Here is an 18,936-nt window from a genome sequence, read left to right as displayed (position 1 = left end):
TAAGGCCTGGAGGGAACGTCGAGGTCAATACCCCGATTGCAATCCGATCCGTAAGACGTTCGCCATCTGACACTTTGACCTGACCGACTCTTGGCATGGACCGAGCTTAGCACACATGGACCTTAACTAAGTGGTATTGGGTCTAGGCGGGTCCTTTTTCGTGGCGAGAGCAGCTCGATCTCAATGCCATCGTGCGAGGCCATCGTGCGAGGCCATTTTGGTCTGCCTCCACCGGTTGCATGGATCCACGAACGCCTCCCTCGCCCAGCAGTACCACCTGGTCGCCGTGCCTCCGCTGACATCTGAACGAGGCAGTGCGCTCTGGGGCATCGCTATCGGCACGATAGGTGATGGTTAGAACACGACCTCTTCAGCGACTGCGATCGAGTTCACCCGATCCGGGTACTCCAGCCACATCATGGTGTTATTGAGATCTTGGACAATATCCGCCGCCTCAATCCTGCGCTCCCCGTCGACCTCTGTCATGGTGGTATGAGCATCTTCAACGAGCGTCACGTCATATCCTCGATCAAGTGCGCCATACGCGGTCGCCCGAATGCACCAATTCGTCGCTGCGCCAGCGAGAATCAAGCGACTGGCACCGATCCTCGACAACTCCGTCTCAAGTTGCGTACCCTCGAATGCAGAGTTATACCTCTTATCGATCAGCACCTCGGAACTCGCGGGGACCAAACCGGGGACAAGCTGCCACTCGGGGCTGCCAAGGACGAGATCCGCGCTGTTGTGTTGAACCCAAAGAATCGGCGCCTGTGCAGCTCTTGCCCGTTCGACCACACGGCCCACCTTCGCCACCACTCGCTGGGACTCCCAAGTACCATCCATCACCCCTACCTGGACATCGACTACCAGCACTGCCGCCTTGTTCCCTCGCCGAACCGTTGCCATCGCACATCCCTCCCCACTCAACTGATCCCAACACCGGATATCCCTAAATCCTTGCGCAAGCCGGGCTCTGCGTTCGAAAGCTCTTCTCTCTCCCACCTGACAAAATAGTGAATCGACGAAGCCATACACCGTCCACCTCAACGAAGATGCCCAAATCGGTCCGCAAGAGCTGCCCCAGCCTTAGACTTGTTCGCAGGTTCCCATGCGTCGACACGGCTGCGCGCCTCACTTTGCTGGAGATCGAGAAGCTACGGATCTCAACCCCTCTCAACCTATCTCGGCGCCCGCAACTACCACGCTCTGTTCCTTCCCGCCCGTCATAGTGCTAGCCACCTTTGCCTACTCGATCCGCAAGACTGTCGCGTCAAAAGCCATCACGCCTCAGGGGTATTCACCCCTGAGGCGTTGACAAAGTACGCACCCTACGATCACACCGAAGGGAAAACCTAGCCCAGATTGTCCTTACTGTCCACCGATCGCATGCTCCCATCTGGCGTGTTTTGCACCTGTTCTGTGGTCACCGTATGACGGCGCCCGCTTGACAGACTCACCACAATTCCTAAAATCAAAGTAACGACTCCAACGATGAGCAAAATCAGGCCAACCTCAGTGATCGAAAATCCCGTCGTACTAGCGGTGACGGCGTACTTCATAATCGCTCCAGCTGCTGCTAATACGATTCCTAAAACAATTATTCCTGTACCAAATGGACGGTTCATAGTTCTTTGCCTCCGTTGTTCATTATAACCATTTATTTCTTCCCTTGTGGGCAAAGCCATTTATTCTGCACCAGAAGCACAAATAAGCTTCCCCCTACAACTCACGAGTGCACAAAACTACCTCCATCAAAGCTACGATAATCCTTCACCGCACATCGCCTACCTGCACTGTTGCAGAAAGTACGTCAGTGCCTTGGCAGAAAATCTGGCCATTGCTCGTGCCCACCTCTGGTAAAACGTACGGTGATCGACCAACGTTACACCGGCCGACCAATGATCGCGTAGTAGGCGAACTACCGCCAACTTATCCTTGCTAGAACCAACTACTTCCTTCGAGCCAGTCCGCCACTAAATCAAGCGGCTCCATGACCAGAATGCTCGACTACTAGTGGGCATCGAGCGTCCGTTGCGTTTCCAGATAAAGCACAAGAGGCAACCGGCAACCTACCACCAGTCATCTCAGCCGACACTACGGCGATCCAGATCACACACTTACTCCTTTCGCTCGAACAGAGCCACAGGTGCAGCGCTAAAACAGCCGAGGAGGCTTTGCGGTGACCGCCTATTGTCCTAGCTCCCCCGTCTTTGCTACCACTATTGAGGCGACAGTAACGACATCCATACGATGGGTACTATCCGTGACACCCACCTTCCTTCAGCCCTTGACCCATGGTTTTGATCAACACCTCAAGGCTCTCGCGCCCTACAACCTGCTCGAAATTGGCTCGATGTGCACCCATCCGTCCACCGACTCCGGCGAAGGTGAACACTTCCAGACTCAACGCCGCGTCATCGTCTGCGCACGCGCTGGCCATGTGCGTGGCAGCGGTAGATCAATCCAGCGAAACGAGCCAGGCAACACGCGTGCACACTCTGGCCCACAAGGTCGTCACAGGAGTGCGACACCGCGTTGGGCAATACCCCTCGCTCTCACCATGGCAGCGACACGTCCACTGTCACCCCACTGAACCATTCGGCGCCATCGTGCACACCTGTGAGGAGCCAAGCTGCCAAGGAGCCGGAACTGGCAAAGCTGAGGATAATCGCTCAGCATAGGAGGAAGCGCTCCTCGTGATCGAGTGACCTCCACATCGCTTGTGTGTCGATGGACTCACCAGACGAGCGACTCTCATCGCTTCGCGCTCACGCGTGCTGCGCACCCGAACAGTCGACGAAGCCAGACACTGAAACGGGGCGCGCCTTCCTGCCTGCTAAGCTCGCGCACCAACACCTCGATCAGCTGCTTGCTAGCGCATCCTTCAAGGCCAAGGCCCAATTGACAGGCCAGCCACGAACCATCCCGGATGACTCTCGCCGCTTCACCCCCGTCCGCGCACCACGCTGATCAATCCCCGGAGCGGCTGTCGTTGAACCCCCTGTTTGTCAAAGTTTGCCGGACCGAGCCATTGTTCGTAAACCGGTCGCAAGATCCGCCAATCGTCGTCAGTCAGTGCATACCAAGAGGTGTCCCGGTTGCGCCCCTTGACCACCGTCGCCTGACGAAAAGTTCCCTCGTACGTGAAGCCGAGACGTTCGGCTGCATTCCGGGAGGGAATGTTTAACTCATCACACTTCCACTCATAGCGACGAAACCCGAGCTCGTCAAAGGCGGTGCGCATCATCAACACCATCGCCTCGGTAGCGGCCGTGGTGCCTTGCAAGCGTGAGCTAAAACACAGGTGTCCAACCTCGATGGTGCCCGCCAATGGATCGATACGCTGGTACGCGGCAACACCGCCAGCCTGTCCGGTTCCGTCGACGATAGCAAAAAACATCGGATCATCACGACCGGCGACCTGTGTAACCCACTCACGATACGCCTCAGCGTCAGCGAAGGGACCATAGGGAAGATAGGTCCATCGACGGTCATCAAGATCTTCGGCGTTCGCCGTATAGAGCTCACGGCTATGCAGTTCGGCGTCGAGTGGCACCAGAGAACACCATCGTCCCCCCATGAGCTGCCCTGACGGAGTTCGGGCGGGGATCCAGTGATCAACGCGATCGCCTACCGGTTGGCCAAACTGATTGAGCTCACTCACGGAGCTCAGTGTAGCAAGGTCCTGACGACAAGTTCATCTGGGAGGGCCCGCGTGCGCGGTGCCAGCAACGACAGGCCCGCACATTCGAGAACCGATCGATAGCGTGGTATAACACACGGACCTATCCGGATTTGCTGCGCCTCATCGCCACACCCCAGGGCTACCTGGGCATAACGGTTCGTACTCACCCATGCCAGCACTCTGGGCAAGGTCAGAGACGCTAGCCCTCATGATCCGGAGCCCACACACCACCGACGTGTTCGGCCAATAAGTGAAGCAACTGGGCCGGCTCCACGACGACCTCGGCCGTGCGTAGCTCCTCAACAGACCACCACTGAAACCCGAGCATGGTCGCCTGCTCTTCGTCGGTGAGCGCGGCTGGTTGAACAGCTGCATCTCCTACGCGCGCCACGAAAAAGGGCTCCTCTGCTACCAGTCGCGTCCCCGCCCAAAGGCTATTACGCTGCACTCGGACGACTGGACCAACGATACTATCCGTTGGTAGGCCAGTCTCCTCCGCCATCTCTCGGCGGGCAGCATCGATCTCCGACTCGCCCTCCTCAACACCACCACCCGGAGGCTCCCAGAACGTTCTTCCATCGACGGGGTCACGCCAATGCAACAGGAGAACTCGCTCGAGACTATCAAGACAGATAATACGCACCGCAGGCCTGACGACTGCTGGCACACCCTCTAAATCATCTGCCATCATGGTGCAGTCTCCCCTCGGTCACCAACGACTCCTTGGACTCTTCTCATTCTGGCCCTCAACAAATCTCGTGCCCGTACACGCATGAAGACTAACGCGATCCGCTCTTGATCCGTCCAAGCAGCGAGCAACGGCGTCGACAGCGCCGCACCCCTTCAGTAAGCCCGCCACCGCTCATCGCCGATGGATACCGACATCTGCTGCCCTTGGTCCGGCGACGGTGACGTTTGGACGACGACCTTTATCGCTAGCTCTCGGAGCAGAGCTCTGCTCACACAACATTGCGGCGAATAGGCATCTACTCGGGCACCGAGAACCCCTCTTCGCCGCCAGCGACTGAGCAAAGTGATCATGAGGCACTAACGTGAGGGGGATGGATCTCCAGTTACGCCCAGCCGACGCTGGCAAACTCAATGAACATGTCATCGAATCATTGGCCCTGCGTGCTAATCCACTGGGTGACCCTAGCGCGCGCCCATTGGTGGTCTATACGCCTCCAGGGTACGACGAAGATCCCGATCGACGATATCCAAGCATCTATGTCATCCAGGGTTACACCGGCCAAGTGAGCATGTGGTGGAACCATAGCCCATTTGTACCCACCTACCCGAAGATGGTTGACGATCTCTTCGCCACCGGTGACGTGCCCCATTGCCTCGTCGTCTATGTCGACGCTTGGACCATGTACGGAGGTTCCCAGTACGTTGACTCCATTGGAACCGGTCGCTATCACACCTATCTTTGTGACGATGTGGTGTCCTTCGTCGATACCCACTACCGCACCATCGACGACCCTGCCCATCGCGCCATTCAAGGTAAATCAAGTGGCGGCTTTGGGGCGATGATCACACCAATGTTGCGACCCGATCGTTTTGGTGCTCTTGCATCCCATGCGGGTGATACGCTCTATGAACTCTGCTACGGAGCCAGCTTTGGCGATGCAGCACGGCTGCTTCGGAGTTGGGGAGGATCACCAGAACGATGGTGGGAGGACTTCTGTGCTAGACCCGCCTTTACGCATCCTGCCGACATGACCCTGCTTGGCCTCTACGGCGTGGCGGCTTGCTTCTCTCCCGATGCGAACGGGAAACCAATCCTCCCGTTTGACACCCGAAGCGGACGTATCATTGACGAAGTGTGGGAACGGTGGCTAGCATGGGATCCGGTTCGAATGGTCCGTAGCCACGCCGACGCTCTGAGAAGTCTGCGCGGGATCTGGATCGACGCTGGCAAGAGTGACGAGTACTATCTGGATCTGGGAGCACAAGCCTTTGTCGATGAACTTGCGGGTATTGGAATCAGCGACATCCATTTCGAGCTTTTTGACGGCAAACATGGGAACATCAGTTACCGATACCCTCTATCCCTCGCCTTTCTTGCGCAACGGATCGCACCGTAGCTCGTTGGCGGCCCCACGATAACCAGCCTCACCCGATCCTCGCATCGCTTGTGTACGCTTTGCACACCAGACGCTGCTCGCGATGCACGACCTAAGCGCCCCACTCGCCTGTCGCTTGAAAAACTCACGGCTCCCGGTTCTATCTCCTCCTTCCCTCGACGGGGAACCTAACCGGCACAGATTCACGCTCGATCACCTCCATTGCTACCCGCCCCCGCGTGAGGATATCGCCGCCGACCGGAGGGTAACGTCGTCTCGCCGCCATCTGCTGCCCCTCTAGCTCCAGCCAGAATCCAGTCGATCCGAGAAGAGAGACGGATCAGGGGCTGATGAGCGAGGTGTTAGCACGCCCGCGCGCATCGGTCATCATGGGTAACCGCTAATCGATGCGCAACCCAGTGATCCAACCGCTGACCCAGAGGACGCCAGTCCTCATCGAGGATGAGGCTCACGAGAGGGGAGACTCAGTGGTGCAACGATCGGCACAGGAGCGCTGTGACCCCTACCTGGTGAAGAACCAGAACCTCATCCCCTACGCCCAACGGGCGCCAGTAACCAGCCCATGAGGGCGAGCACAAGAGTTCCGACCGCCTCGATCACCAGTGACTCCACCGCATAGGGAGCACTCAACGCATCGCGAAAACCAAACAGACCCACCTCGACGCTAGCGAAAAGAGCCGCTATGGTGCCCCCCAAGAAAAGGCTCGCAACGAGGTACACCCACCGGCGAGGTCGCACCAATACCATGATCGCCAATACCAATGCGAGCACGCCCTGAACGACAAAGAGTGGGCCGATCGTGGGGACATGTCGGTACCCGGTTAACCAAAGATGCACGTGCACCAGCCCCGAGAGCACGAGCGCGCTCGCACCGACGATCGCCCCTAACCAATAGGAGCGTCGAGGTAGTGAACGGCGACGGACTTCTCCGGATTGCCCCTCACTCGGCTGGGTCTTCATGGTATCCTCCAAGGAAATCGTTCACTGAGTTCTACGTCACCGCAAGCCCAAACAGATGGGCCGAACGACCAAATAGACTCGACCACGATCAGCGATCGACTCGGGTCGATCCCCAGCACCAAGCCGCGACGGGAGACCCGCAACATCTAGCTCAGGTGGGGCAAGCGCTGCTATGCTCGGCTCTGTTCGTGCCGAAGGCGCATCCAGTCTCCAGACATCGAGCGCTCGACCCAACCATCGGACGCCGAGCGGCCAACCATTCTGACCCAACCACCATCGACAAGATCTCCGAGCTGTTGGTGCTGTCCAAGCACACGGTCCAGCACCATTGTGTCAGCATCAACGACTACGAGCAGCCGCAGTGGAGCATGGCGTTGACCATCACCGTCAACGACTGACTGCACCGGCAAACCGACCCGCAGATCCCATCCATTCCCCTCAAGGACTCCAAAGCGTCCGACGATGTTATGCAGCACTTTGTCGCCAGCGCCAAGAATATCGGGTTCAAGGCTCGAGAAGAGATAGGACATATTGATCCAGTGGGCTACGACCATCGGACCAAGCAGGACGTCGGCCAGCAGGCTACCATCGGCATCGGCATCGGCATGATAGGAGTGGAGGAAGACTCTACCAGCAAGATCGGCGTGACTCGTCAACGAACGATCACCGATGACCAACGCAGCATTGTGGATGAGGCCCATCTCCGGCCGCACCTCCGACCAATCCCTCGAACGGCGGCGGCGAGATCGTGATCCAGCCTCACGACTCAGCCGCTCCAACGTCTCGACGAGCGCCGCCAACTGGGGATGCTCGGCATCGGCCTCACTAGAGGTGCCCACCAACCCAATACTGTCGGTCGTGGTGATGTGTTCTCCAGCGAGAAAGCGGGTCGAGGATGGCAGGTGGATCCCCTGCGCACTCAGGCGGGTGCGAATCGGCGTGGCATTCAACAGAATGGCCGCCACGATGGCATTGAGCGTTCCTCGGCTCCCCCCACAGGCGCCACATTGGAGACTAGCACCAAAGGCGTTGTTCGTCGATACCGCCCGATGCCCCACCAAGACGACCAGCGGCGCGAGGTGCTGGCTGAGTCCAAGCGTCGTCAGCATCGCGCCGAGGGAGATGGCAAGAGCGTCGAGCTCCGCAGTGGAACATTCCCCAAGTGACGCATGCACGTGGCACTCCAGACGCACAAGTGCATCTTGGGCCTCATCCTGATGAAGGGACCGGTGCCCTCCTAGGGTTCGCCGTAGGGCATCGAATCCGGCGAGCAGACCCCCTACTTCGGCACCAAGGTATGGCGCCACCCCGACCTCCTTGACCGCCTTGACCGGATCGCCAAGTGACCAGGCGTCATCGTCAATACCTACCGCCGCCAGATCGGCCTGCAGCTCGAAGAGTGGCTGGGCAAGCGGTGGAGCTAAATCCCGAATCGGCAGACCATCAGGAGTAACGATGCGCAACGGCACGCCGAAGAATCCCGCAACCCCATAGGTCTCATAACCATCAACCTGTTCAAGCCTGCGTCGCATCCGGTCTGATCGTGTATCCATACACAGAAGAAACTGCACCTGTGCTGTGGAGATTGCTCTCGGTGTATCGCAGGGACGCAACTGGTCCAGGAGCCGATCCCGATAGGCGAGTTCTGCTCCAACTAAGACAGCGGACAGAGAGGATCCCTGGTGCTCACGGTCCGTTGTGATCTCGCCCACCCGCGCGGCCTCCTTGGTCTCGACCAAGGTCGGCTGCTGATCAGGCAGGAGGTCGAGGCGACCAGTAGGCACGCGATAGAGGAGCTGGAGGGTGACAAGATCAGCGAGTCGTAGTGGCGGGTACCATGGCGCGATCGCTCGGTTCAGCTCTTGGAACTTTGCATGACCAGCCCAACCGGGAAGGCGTACCAACAGCGAACGAAAAAGCATCACGCGATCGGTCGCATCGAAGTCAACTTGCCTGATGAGCGCAAGCAACAGGGCCTCATGGTCGGTGGGTAGGCTCGTGATCACGGCTAGCGCCTCCGCGCCCAAAAGACGGCGGGTAACTCGATCAACTCGATAAAGACGCCTCCAGGCATCGAGCAAACCCTCCTCACCTTCGAGGGCAATGCCACCAGTGGTCAACCCGAGACACCAGCGAGCGATGTCGCGATCAAACGCCTCCTCAAGTCCATGACTGCCCATCGGCCGTACTTGCGCTCGATGATCCCGCGAGGTTGTGAGCGTGTTCTCCGTGGCGGCAAGCGTCTGGAGCGGCAGGCATCGAGCTAACTCGCCTACTGCAGCATCGAATGGGGCATCGGCCAACCCCACAAGTGGGTTCATCGCCACCCCCATTGCAAGTGGCCAGAGCGGGGCGATCAGCCTCCCCGCCTCATCGATCTCTGCTCGTAACTGCCCCAAGGTCGTCACCATCACATCAACCAGCAAGCTTGAGTTCATCAGGTTCGATGCTGATCGGCGCCAAGGTCGCCACATCACGGTATCGGTACCCACGGATCTGACCGACTCCGTCCGTCAGAGAGGCAAGCGCACGGCCCACCCTTGGCCTCTTCGCCATGGAGCCGACCAGTATCACCGCGATACCCACTACCAGAAGCCACCAGGGCGCAAGGGAGGGAATACCAGCGGTCGACAGGGAGGTGCTCGTATCATTGGTAACCAGATGAACGAGCAGACCCAAGATACCGAAGGCGAACACCACCCCAACGTCAGCCTGGAGCAGGCGATACCACCCAGCTCGACCAGCGCGTAACCGCCAAAGGTATGTCAACGCCGTCACAAAAGCGAAGCTACCGAGCACAACGGCAAGCATGCTCACAGGATTGCCCTCCAACACCACCATGGCCAGCGCTCCAAGGACGGCAACGGTGACCACCCCCAACGCCGACAGCGCCCGCGGCCGCGAAGGGGTTGACAATCTTGGCCTTGAGGGAGGTAGCGTAGTGGCGATCTGAGAGGAGCTAGAGAGGAAGAGCCAGGCCTTGTAGGCGGCATGGAGACAGAGGTGCACCAAGGCCAATGCGAAGGCTCCGACCGCAATTTCGACCAAGACAAACCCCATCTGTGCACTCGTTGAAAGCACGAGTCGGCCTTTATAGTCGCCGCGGTAACGGGCACTCACGACGGCGAACACCGCGGTGAGCCCACCGACCCCAGCCAAGAGCCAGAGCGCTGGAGCAGTGCCAAGCACGACCGGTGCCAACCGAATGATCACGATCATCCCCCCATTGATCACCCCTGCATGTAAAAGCGCCGAGACCGGTGTGGGTGCATCGACGGTCACCCGCAGCCAACCCAAGAATGGTCCCTGTCCCGACCGGATCAGCATGCCCACCGCCAGCAGCATCGCGATCGGCAATGACCACTCCCCAAGGTGAGGATGTTGGTCGAGTTGTGTGATCGGCTGATTCCCCACTCTGATCAAGAGGAGTACGAAACCAGCAGTCACGAGCACATCTCCAAACACAAATGCCTGCACTAAGGTTCGCACGCTCGATGGCCGACCACGATAGCTAAAGGCCACGATATACGCAAGACCGACCATCCACCAGGCCACCATCAAAGTGGCGACGTTGACTGCGGCAACGACCATCACAATCGAGAGCAGAACACCAGACCCCGCCGCCCGTATCACCGGCAACCCCGGGTTGCCCTTGAGGTATCGCTCAGCGAAGGTCATAACGACAGCACCAACGAGCAAGACCGTGGAGGACCAGAGCAAGGCAAAGGAGCTAAAGCGAAGACCAACATCACCACCAGCGACGCTGATCTCGCCACCAGCGGCTCCCATGGAGGTGGCGAGGACAAAACAAGCCACAGCGAACCAAAGCGCCACGGAACTCACCACGCCGGCCCAACGGGGTCTGATCAACAGACCCAGGAGCGCGAGAACGAAACTTCCCACAAGAGCAGGGAACAACAGATCCCCAACAATCGCCGTCATGACGTGATGCACTTTCTCATAGTCACCACTATATACGTAATTTATTTCGTGTATTCACCTTCGGCCATTATTTTTGCAACCGCGCCCCCGCGAGCAAAAACCTGGTACGATCCTTTTGTGGACGCCTCGATGCCCGATCAGCGGCAGTGGACTTTTCTATCGAATCATGGTCATGTCCTCATTCTCATTGCGCAGGATCCAGAGATCCGAGGGCGCGACATCGCCAACAAGGTCGGCATCACCGAGCGCGCCACCCAAGCCATCATCGCCGACTTAGTCAACGCCGGCTACCTCGAACGGGAACGGCGAGGACGCCGCAACTACTACCAAGTCAACCTGGAATTACCCTTGCGCCACAACGTCGAAGCCTCACACACAATCGGCGAACTACTGAAAGTCATCGGCTCTCTCTAAGTACCCCTGGCACCTTCCGTGAGCAGCGGGGTGAACGCCTCGAGGCGCAACCGCTACGGATGGTGTTTACGGGTTCACGAGGTGCACGACCGAGGGGTCACCATCGAAGAACGGGCTGAGCAGTTTTCTCCACTCGGCGTAGGCGTCAGAGGTACGAAAACCCTCGAGATGATCCTCGAGGGTTCTCCACTCCGCGCATAGCACGAAGGTAGATGGGGTCTCATAGACCCGATAGATTGTGGCGCTCTCGCAACCAGGAAATTGCGCTAAATGTGGGCGAGCCGCAAGATAGCTACGATAGAATGCATCCTCTTGACCTGCCCGAACACGAAACGTTGCTAACTCAGTAACCATGTCCACAGGCTAGCCGAAACCAACCACTGCGAATCAACGCTGAATCAGAACCAGTCCCGGCCATCTCAGGACCGCTTGTGTCCAAAAGGAACCTCCTGGAGACTCACGCGGTCCAAGCACACTAGCTCGCCAACTACCGCGTTGGCGATCGGGGTCACTGCACTAGCAACCCACGATCCCCTAAGGTGACTATCGCCCGAAGAAGCGTCGAGTCTTCGTAGCCGTTGCGGCTCCTGCGCTTGAGCACTGGCATCGATCTGACTTTGGGATGTGGCCAAGAACTTGCTCGACATGGGCGCCACAACCGGCCCAGGTTGGCTTCTTACACTGTTTGCACGTAACTGCTCTACACATACCCCACACGGTATATTCCAGTCGCGTCACTCTCGTTCGGTTATTCCAAAACTTTTAGGCATATAAGCAGAGTCGCTACACTTCGGCTGAACTTGGGACCGCGACGAACCTCCAGCGCACGCCTAGATTGGGAGAGTGGCTCATAGTGTGCAAACCGCCCAGCAGAGTGTCGCAACGCTGCGTCGGGCACGAACGATCGTCTCGTCAGCTCTTCGCGGTCTACTGGGAGTCGCGATAGCCATCGGCATCATCAGCTCCTTCGTCCAGCTTTTCCTACTCGTCTCGCCCACCTTTCTCGTCAACTGGTACGCGTGGCTCACCATCGATGTGCTCCTGCTGCTTGGGGCAATCGCCCTCCGAGGGCGCGTCCGCGCTATAGCGATCGGGGTCAACCTTGGCACCATCGGCCTTACGATCGGCATCTTGATGCTCGCCATCGGTCAGACCACTTGGCACTATCGCCTCACCCCCACACAGCCCGTCGTTGACCACCAGCCGCACATCGACACGATCTTCCTCGGTCCCTATTGGCGTACCCCACTCGGTCAGGCACAGGCCGCTACCGAGCTGAAGGCGTTCTCCGTCTATGACACCAGCGGCTGGTGGCATCTACTGGCTACCTATGGAGTAGGACCACTGACGCTGACGAACTGCAGTGTCGTCGGCAAGGTTCTTCCTGCACACTCACTGACACAACTCATCGATGCAGTCGCACAAGCGCGCGGCGAGACGTGCCCGGGCGCGCTCCCGTTGGTCAACCCAGCTGGCTTCGTCAACCACCACCCACCAGAACTCATCATCTTTGCTGGACCAAACCAATTTCTTGGTCAGCATCTCTCCGAGAGCGGCTGGAACTTTCGCACCCAGATTGCTCACCATAGCATTCGTGCCGCCATCATCCTCGACGGGTCGCTCAAGATCGCATCAGGAACGAAAGGAAGGTTGGTAGCGATAACGCCAGTGGAGGACACCACCCTCACACTCTCTCATGAACTTGCCGAAGGTACCACTAGTCTCGGGAAGGGTTCGATCAGCGTTGCTGCAAGCACACTCTCACGTTTCACAATCACCGCTGGAGCAACAATCCTCTACGCCATGAGCTCACAGTGGGGCGACATCGCCCCCTTCTTCGATTCACAGCCCACCGACATCTTGCAGGTTGCTGACGCATGTACACCCGGCCAGCCAGCCTTTGTCCCCTCCCCACCTACATCGTACCGATTTGTTGATGGTATTGGCATGGTTTCCCTGCTCAGCCGCGATGGGAACCACTGTCAGAATATCCACCATGGCGCAGTCATTCGATTCCCAGCCCCGTGACGCTTTCCGTATAGATCAGGCCGCCCTGTTACACTGGGAACTACCCACCGAGCGGTGGGGTGTGCCAGGTGAAGAGGGGAACATATGGATAGCATGCTGCGCCGCCACGACAACGCAACCAGGCTAAGGACAAAGCCACTCGAAGACTTCGTCGATCTCAGCCTGTACTGTGCGTCGACCACGAGTGAAGCCGAATACGCCGATCTCGTGGCCTACCTTGAGAACAGCGGCGTTGAGGTGACCGCCGAGCATCCCCTTCGACACCACCTTGGCATCCGGATCACCGCAGAGGCCGTCACGACGATCCTAGGCGTGACGTTGATCGAGTTTATCGATGATGCATTGGGTCAATTCTTCGCTCCTGACCAAGAACCGACGATGCCACCAGAGTTCTCCAAGGTTGTAGCGATCCTGGGACTGGACTCCGCACCACAGGCACAACCACGCTTCCGCCCTGCGACACAACCATCGGTCAGCTATCTCCCGATCCAAGTTGCCAAGGCCTACCGTTTCCCTGCTGCATCAGCGGTCGGTCGGTCGGTCGCCCTTATCGAGTTGGGTGGAGGCTTTCGCCAGGCCGATGTCACTACGTACTTCCAATCCCAGGGGTTACCCGTCCCAGCCGTCACCGCGGTCAGCGTCGACGGTGGAGTCAATGCCCCGACCACTGCAAGTTCGGCCGACGCCGAGGTCATGCTAGACATCGAGGTGCTTGGATCGGTGGCGCCCGGTGCTGACATCGATGTCTATTTTGCCCCCAACACCGATCGCGGCTTCATCGATGCCCTCTCCGAGGCAAGCGCTCCCACCGGTCCAATGCCCGATGCGATCTCCATCAGCTGGGGTGGACCTGAATCGACCTGGGCAGCAAGTTCCATGCTGCTCATGCAATCCGTCATCGCCGAGGCTACAACCCGAGGCATCACCGTGACCGTCGCCGCTGGTGATAACGGTTCCTCTGACGGACTCAACGATGGCCTGAGCCATGTCGACTTTCCTGCCTCCGCGCCGAACGCACTCGCCTGTGGTGGCACGCATCTCGAACTGACACCCCAGGGGGCGATTGCCACACAGCGTGTGTGGAATGATACCGCCATTGGCGATGGCGCAACAGGTGGCGGGGTCAGCACGTTCTTCCCGTTGCCGAGTTACCAGGCGCATGCCGATGTTCCTCCATCGGTGAATCCCGGAGGGACCGTCGGGCGAGGGGTGCCCGATGTCGCGGGTAATGCAGATCCACAGACTGGTTATCAGATCCTGGTCGACGGTTCTTCGATCGTTGTCGGTGGAACGAGCGCGGTCGCACCGCTCATGGCAGGCCTCATCGTCCAACTGGCGATAGCGACAACGACACGCCCAGGATTTGTGCAACCTACGTGGTATCCACTCGAACAGGCGACTCGCGGTAGCGCTGTCCCTGCGTTCTTCAATATCATCGAAGGTAATAATGGCGCCTACCAGGCACACGTTGGCTGGAACGCCTGCACCGGCCTAGGGTCACCCTATGGGGACAGGCTGGACACCAATCCCTCATGATGCGCCCGGAGGACATGCTCGGAGAGTCGCTCTTCGAAAGCCTCATCCCCCAGGCTGAGCAACGAGAGCTCGACACCGAACGCAAACATGCCGACCAGCGCATCATCAATCTCTCGCGCGGTAGTGCGCTCTTTGGGGTAGCGCTCGCGATCATCTTCTTGATCGAGATTCTCACCGTGCCGATTATGTCCCACGCCATCGCCTGGCACATCGCCGTTGGGCTGGTGGCCGTTCCTCTCCTTGTCGGCAAGCTCACCTATAGCTCACTCCGCTTTATCGGTTACTACCGAGGAGACGAGCGCTACCTGCAGGCGGGGGTTCCCTGGTTTCCGCTACGTGTTCTTGCCCCATTTCTCGTCATCACCACGGTCCTTGTCATCGGCAGTGGAGTCGAACTTGACGTCGCCGGTCCAACCTCGTTTTCTGCCACCTTTTTGGCACCAGCACACTTTCTCTTATCCGCGGTGTGGTTCCTCTTGATGGCCTTTCACGTCGTTGCCTACTTCAACCGCGCGGCTCGTTCGACGATCAAAGACATGTCGTACCGCCTGACCCAACCTCGACCGAAGAGCTCACGATCCAGAGTTGCGATATTCCTGTTCACCTGTGCCATAGGTATCGTCCTGGCGACTCAGCTCCAAGGGCCCATCCAACGATGGGAGACGGCATTTAACTCCAGCAGCGGAATCAACCCCTCAGAATTGACGCACCCACCTACGCAGTACTACAACCCCACTTCACTCAAACGAGGACGAGAGCGTGAGCGGATCCACGAGGAGAATGCGCTGAAGCTACGCAAGAAGAACAGCTAACGTCGATCGGAACAGAGCTAACCACACCACCAGAGCCTGATGCTGCCAAGGGCTTAGGGCTGACCGTGGAACATGATGGCGTCAAATGATATAGTCACCCGTTGGATTACCGTCATAGCCAGATGCGAGACGGAGACGCTTTGGCGTCTCTAGGTTCGTGATCTCTGCATCTGCTCCAAGATCGTTGATAGATTCACAGAGTCGGGGGTCGCGCTTGACCACCTTCGCTGGGACACCCACAATGACCGAGTGTGACGGCATCGACTCAAGCACGACCGCATTGGCTCCCACGCTCGAGTCCTCTCCAATTACCACCGGGCCGAGAATCTTCGCACCAGCGCCAACCACTACCCGATCGCCAAGGGTTGGATGGCGCTTCCCGCGTTCAAGACTCCGTCCTCCAAGGGTCACCCCGTGATAGAGGGTGACGTCGGATCCGATTTCAGCGGTCTCCCCAATGACGACTCCAGTCGCATGATCGATGAACAGTCCCGAACTAATCTGTGCACCCGGATGAATCTCCACACCGGTGAGCGTGCGCGTGATCATCGAGACCGACCGCGCGAGCAGACGATGCCCCCGCAACCAGAGGGGATGGCTGATTCTCCATCCCCAAAGTGCATGCACCCCAGGATACGTAAGTGCAACTTCAAGGACACTATTGGCCGCTGGATCACGATCCAGTGCCGCCTGGATGTCTCCTCGCAGGGTACGTAACATCTAATCTCCTAGATCCGCAAAGAGTGGTGTCGAGAGATACCGTTCTCCAAAGGATGGAATAATGACCACGATCAACTTACCCGCATTCTCCGGTCGCTTGGCTACCTCCAACGCGGCAAACGTCGCCGCGCCAGAGGAGATGCCCACCAGAAGCCCCTCCTCTTTGGCCATCCGTCGCGCGTATTCGAAGGCGGCTTCGTTAGAGACCTGCACAACCTCATCGACAACGGTCGCATCATAGGTCTGAGGGACAAATCCCGCACCAATTCCTTGGATCGGGTGTGGACCCTTCTGTCCCCCAGAGAGCACCGGTGAAGCCTCAGGCTCAACGGCGACCATCACCAGACCAGGCTTACGGGGTTTCAATGCCTCGCCGATACCGCTTATCGTTCCACCGGTGCCAACACCCGCCACGACTATGTCGACGGCTCCATCGGTGTCGGCCCAGATCTCCTCCGCCGTAGTCTGGCGGTGAATCGCAGGATTCGCAGGGTTCTCAAACTGTTGCAACATCACGTAGTTGGGATCCGACGCAACCAACTCGCTCGCCTTTGCGATCGCCCCACCCATACCCCCAGGTCCTGGCGTCAGCACCAAGTCGGCGCCAAAGGCCCGCAGCAGCATGCGGCGCTCGCGGCTCATCGTCTCCGGCATGGTCAGGATGCAGCGATAACCTTTCGCCGCACACACCATGGCCAACGCAATACCGGTATTCCCACTCGTGGGTTCAACGATCACGGAGTCCTTTGTCACTCGACCCTCGGCGATCGCTGCCTCAAGCATTGCCACACCAATCCGATCCTTGACGCTATTGCCAGGGTTGAAAAACTCAAGCTTCGCTGCAACGGTAGCGTCAAGGCCGGCCGTCAACCGGTTCAACCGAACTAGCGGGGTACCCCCCACCAGCTGTGTTACATCATCAGCAATCTTCACAAAAACTCCCCATTCCTCATCTAGGACAACGAACCTCACGGCACATTAATTCCGACCATTCCACTAGCATTTGAATCGTACCTTAGCAGCCTCGCCAGTCAATCGGGCCGCCGCCTGGTTCACGAGGGCAATCGGGTCGCCTCGGTTCCCTCCGATACGTACCACCTCCGCTGAACGACAGGGCTAGCGAATAGGTCCCATGGAGTTCCAACGGCGCCCAAAGAGTGGAGCCCTGGGTGATCCACCCGAGACGCCAGTGGCTTGCCCAACACAACTTCGCAGAACATCACCCAGGAACCAGGTGCAGGCGCCGCAATGGGCTCATGCAACCGCGGTGGGGCGACGCAACCAGCATCCAAACACGCGTCACCACAAGAGACTCGCCGTTTGGTGTTCTCTGACGCGCACGTAGCGTCTACTAGGGGTCTGCTGAAATACCCCTACTCGCACAGCCAGAGGGTGGGCCGTGGTCTCCCATCGGCCCCGCCGGTTCCCGGTTCCTTGCTTTGTCCTCCTTCCTTACCTCTCCCTTTGGAGGGGTAAGGGAGGAGGGGAGGTCTTAACTCGCTATCACCCAGTTCCCGTTCTCTCTCGTGAGGTTGTTGCGAAGGAGTACTTTCAAGTTCCAGACCGTTCCAAGGAGGAGATAGTGCATCGTGTTCTTGGCGATTCCCCGATAGCGGAGCTTTGAACCGTTGAGCTTGCGTTTCATCTGGGCATGGATCCGTTCTACTCCTGGACGAATCGCTCGGTAGGCAGCCTTGGTCTCTTCATCCTTCCAGCTCTCACGTTGAGCCCTTCCATAGGAGTGATTCGGACCAAAGGTCATGACTCGTCCACGCTTGGAACGAGTACAGCGATCCCGTAAGGGGCAGGTAGCACAGTACTTGGTAAAGGAGGCTCTCCCCTTGGCGGAGAGGCTCACGGTGTGCCCCGCTGGACAGGTGACCTTGGCGGGTGTCTCGGTGGTTGGTTCGGTGACAATGAAGTCATCGACGCTATAGCCATCAGGTACCGCCATGGCAAGGGGTCGAGGTTTGATCACCTCGTCATGTCCATGATCTTTGAGGTGCTTAGAGAGCTCCATTGATGAGTACCCGCTATCTCCGTAGACGCTCACTGATTCACTCTCGTGGTCGAGAAGCTCCTTGGCCACGAACGCATCAGAGGCGTTACCCTTGGTCAGGGTTGCGCCGGTGATGATCTCGGTATCGGCATCGATCGCGATGTGGCCCTTGTAGCCGTCGTAGTAGTTCTTCCTGGATTTATGGACATGGCGAGACTCGGGGTCAACGGTCGAGATCACCCGATCCTTGGCGACTCCTCTGGTGAGGCGATAGGCTCCTCTCTCCTCGTCAACGAGCTCGACGTCTTGGCCAGCGACCACCCCAAGGAGGCCAAGGGCACCGAGTTGTTGGGTGGTAAGGGGAGAGTCCGTAACCCGGTCCTCATCATCTCTGAGGTACCCAAGCTCTCTGGCTCGCTCAATCAGTGCGTTCGCATCACGAACCAAGATGGAGAGGGTCTCATTGATAAGATCCTCGTCTGAATAGTCAATGGCAGGCTTTGCCCGTGCGTAGTCGATCTCATCCGAGAGGGGAACTGAGGCCAGCTCTGGGATGAGCTTTCTGACCCGCTTTACCTGGGCAACGATCTGGGTCATGGTGTCCTGGGTGATGACGGCATCGACGAGAACGGTAGAGTCAAGAACCCGCTTGGTGTGGGTGTTAAGAATCTTGGTCTCATTGATGATCTCCCGGGCCAGATCAAAGATGAGGGTAGGGGTGGAAGAGTTCTTAATGCGATTCCTCCAGTAGGT

At 58.3% G+C, this 18,936-nt stretch carries 16 protein-coding genes; 5 read left to right on the top strand and 11 right to left on the bottom strand.

Annotated features, from left to right (window positions below; all coding sequences use genetic code 11):
• Positions 1-354: 354 nt before the first annotated feature.
• The 4 genes from M7439_RS08355 to M7439_RS08340 form a co-directional block, all read right to left on the bottom strand.
• Positions 355-906, bottom strand: a complete 552-nt coding sequence (locus M7439_RS08355; RefSeq protein WP_298343340.1) for a cysteine hydrolase family protein — start codon at positions 904-906, stop codon at positions 355-357.
• A gap of 446 nt (positions 907-1,352) precedes the next feature.
• Positions 1,353-1,625: a DUF6458 family protein gene (locus M7439_RS08350; RefSeq protein ID WP_298343337.1), complete on the bottom strand. Its 273-nt coding sequence runs from the start codon at positions 1,623-1,625 to the stop codon at positions 1,353-1,355.
• 1,319 nt (positions 1,626-2,944) lie between these two features.
• On the bottom strand, positions 2,945-3,556 hold the full coding sequence (locus M7439_RS08345) for a GNAT family N-acetyltransferase (RefSeq protein WP_298343334.1): 612 nt from the start codon (positions 3,554-3,556) through the stop codon (positions 2,945-2,947).
• A 328-nt stretch (positions 3,557-3,884) separates the two neighbouring features.
• Positions 3,885-4,376 carry an NUDIX domain-containing protein gene (locus tag M7439_RS08340; protein ID WP_298343331.1) on the bottom strand — a complete coding sequence of 164 codons (492 nt, stop codon included), beginning with the start codon at positions 4,374-4,376 and terminating at the stop codon, positions 3,885-3,887.
• Positions 4,377-4,746: 370 nt separating this feature from the next.
• On the opposite strand from M7439_RS08340, the gene M7439_RS08335 reads away from it, so the two are divergent.
• Positions 4,747-5,772: an alpha/beta hydrolase family protein gene (locus tag M7439_RS08335; RefSeq protein WP_298343328.1), complete on the top strand. Its 1,026-nt coding sequence runs from the start codon at positions 4,747-4,749 to the stop codon at positions 5,770-5,772.
• Positions 5,773-6,297: 525 nt separating this feature from the next.
• Here the strand turns inward: M7439_RS08335 and M7439_RS08330 are convergent.
• The 3 genes from M7439_RS08330 to M7439_RS08320 form a co-directional block, all read right to left on the bottom strand.
• Complete coding sequence (locus tag M7439_RS08330) at positions 6,298-6,732, bottom strand: hypothetical protein (protein ID WP_298343325.1); 435 nt, start codon at positions 6,730-6,732, stop codon at positions 6,298-6,300.
• Between the two features lie 170 nt (positions 6,733-6,902).
• Positions 6,903-9,170, bottom strand: a complete 2,268-nt coding sequence (locus M7439_RS08325) for a putative inorganic carbon transporter subunit DabA (protein WP_298343323.1) — start codon at positions 9,168-9,170, stop codon at positions 6,903-6,905.
• On the bottom strand, positions 9,148-10,674 hold the full coding sequence (locus tag M7439_RS08320; RefSeq protein ID WP_298343320.1) for a proton-conducting transporter membrane subunit: 1,527 nt from the start codon (positions 10,672-10,674) through the stop codon (positions 9,148-9,150). The genes M7439_RS08325 and M7439_RS08320 overlap by 23 nt, the downstream gene beginning before the upstream one ends.
• Before the next feature lie 117 nt (positions 10,675-10,791).
• Here M7439_RS08320 and M7439_RS08315 point away from each other — a divergent pair, with 117 nt between their 5' ends.
• Positions 10,792-11,088, top strand: coding sequence for a winged helix-turn-helix domain-containing protein (locus tag M7439_RS08315; RefSeq protein ID WP_298343317.1), 297 nt, complete (start codon positions 10,792-10,794; stop codon positions 11,086-11,088).
• 66 nt (positions 11,089-11,154) lie between these two features.
• On the opposite strand, the gene M7439_RS08310 is transcribed toward M7439_RS08315, so the two are convergent.
• Complete coding sequence (locus M7439_RS08310) at positions 11,155-11,442, bottom strand: antibiotic biosynthesis monooxygenase (RefSeq protein ID WP_298343315.1); 288 nt, start codon at positions 11,440-11,442, stop codon at positions 11,155-11,157.
• A 501-nt stretch (positions 11,443-11,943) separates the two neighbouring features.
• Between M7439_RS08310 and M7439_RS08305 the strand changes: the two genes are divergently transcribed.
• The 3 genes from M7439_RS08305 (at position 11,944) to M7439_RS08295 (ending at position 15,464) form a co-directional block, all read left to right on the top strand.
• On the top strand, positions 11,944-13,116 hold the full coding sequence (locus tag M7439_RS08305) for a hypothetical protein (protein WP_298343312.1): 1,173 nt from the start codon (positions 11,944-11,946) through the stop codon (positions 13,114-13,116).
• An 84-nt stretch (positions 13,117-13,200) separates the two neighbouring features.
• Positions 13,201-14,652: a S8 family serine peptidase gene (locus M7439_RS08300; protein ID WP_298343309.1), complete on the top strand. Its 1,452-nt coding sequence runs from the start codon at positions 13,201-13,203 to the stop codon at positions 14,650-14,652.
• Complete coding sequence (locus M7439_RS08295) at positions 14,649-15,464, top strand: hypothetical protein (protein WP_298443244.1); 816 nt, start codon at positions 14,649-14,651, stop codon at positions 15,462-15,464. Before M7439_RS08300 ends, M7439_RS08295 begins: the two co-directional genes overlap by 4 nt.
• An 81-nt stretch (positions 15,465-15,545) precedes the next feature.
• Here the strand turns inward: M7439_RS08295 and cysE are convergent, their stop codons facing one another.
• The 3 genes from cysE to M7439_RS08280 all read right to left on the bottom strand — a co-directional run.
• Positions 15,546-16,184 (bottom strand): serine O-acetyltransferase, encoded by a 639-nt coding sequence (cysE, locus tag M7439_RS08290; RefSeq protein WP_298343305.1) that lies wholly within the window; start codon positions 16,182-16,184, stop codon positions 15,546-15,548.
• Complete coding sequence (gene cysK / locus M7439_RS08285; protein WP_298343303.1) at positions 16,185-17,117, bottom strand: cysteine synthase A; 933 nt, start codon at positions 17,115-17,117, stop codon at positions 16,185-16,187.
• Between the two features lie 559 nt (positions 17,118-17,676).
• Positions 17,677-18,936: transposase (locus M7439_RS08280; RefSeq protein ID WP_308464458.1), on the bottom strand; the 1,260-nt coding region annotated here is incomplete at its 5' end.

It is taken from the genome of Ferrimicrobium sp. (assembly GCF_027319265.1).
GTDB lineage: Bacteria > Actinomycetota > Acidimicrobiia > Acidimicrobiales > Acidimicrobiaceae > Ferrimicrobium.
This window is presented reverse-complemented; position numbering and strand designations above follow the sequence as displayed.

Coding starts and splice junctions, on each gene's coding strand:
- M7439_RS08355 (WP_298343340.1), bottom strand. CDS start 906: ATGGCAACGGTTCGGCGAGGGAACAAGGCGGCAGTGCTGGTAGTCGAT.
- M7439_RS08350 (WP_298343337.1), bottom strand. CDS start 1,625: ATGAACCGTCCATTTGGTACAGGAATAATTGTTTTAGGAATCGTATTA.
- M7439_RS08340 (WP_298343331.1), bottom strand. CDS start 4,376: ATGATGGCAGATGATTTAGAGGGTGTGCCAGCAGTCGTCAGGCCTGCG.
- M7439_RS08335 (WP_298343328.1), top strand. CDS start 4,747: ATGGATCTCCAGTTACGCCCAGCCGACGCTGGCAAACTCAATGAACAT.
- M7439_RS08330 (WP_298343325.1), bottom strand. CDS start 6,732: ATGAAGACCCAGCCGAGTGAGGGGCAATCCGGAGAAGTCCGTCGCCGT.
- M7439_RS08325 (WP_298343323.1), bottom strand. CDS start 9,170: ATGAACTCAAGCTTGCTGGTTGATGTGATGGTGACGACCTTGGGGCAG.
- M7439_RS08320 (WP_298343320.1), bottom strand. CDS start 10,674: ATGACGGCGATTGTTGGGGATCTGTTGTTCCCTGCTCTTGTGGGAAGT.
- M7439_RS08310 (WP_298343315.1), bottom strand. CDS start 11,442: ATGGTTACTGAGTTAGCAACGTTTCGTGTTCGGGCAGGTCAAGAGGAT.
- M7439_RS08300 (WP_298343309.1), top strand. CDS start 13,201: ATGGATAGCATGCTGCGCCGCCACGACAACGCAACCAGGCTAAGGACA.
- M7439_RS08295 (WP_298443244.1), top strand. CDS start 14,649: ATGATGCGCCCGGAGGACATGCTCGGAGAGTCGCTCTTCGAAAGCCTC.
- cysE (WP_298343305.1), bottom strand. CDS start 16,184: ATGTTACGTACCCTGCGAGGAGACATCCAGGCGGCACTGGATCGTGAT.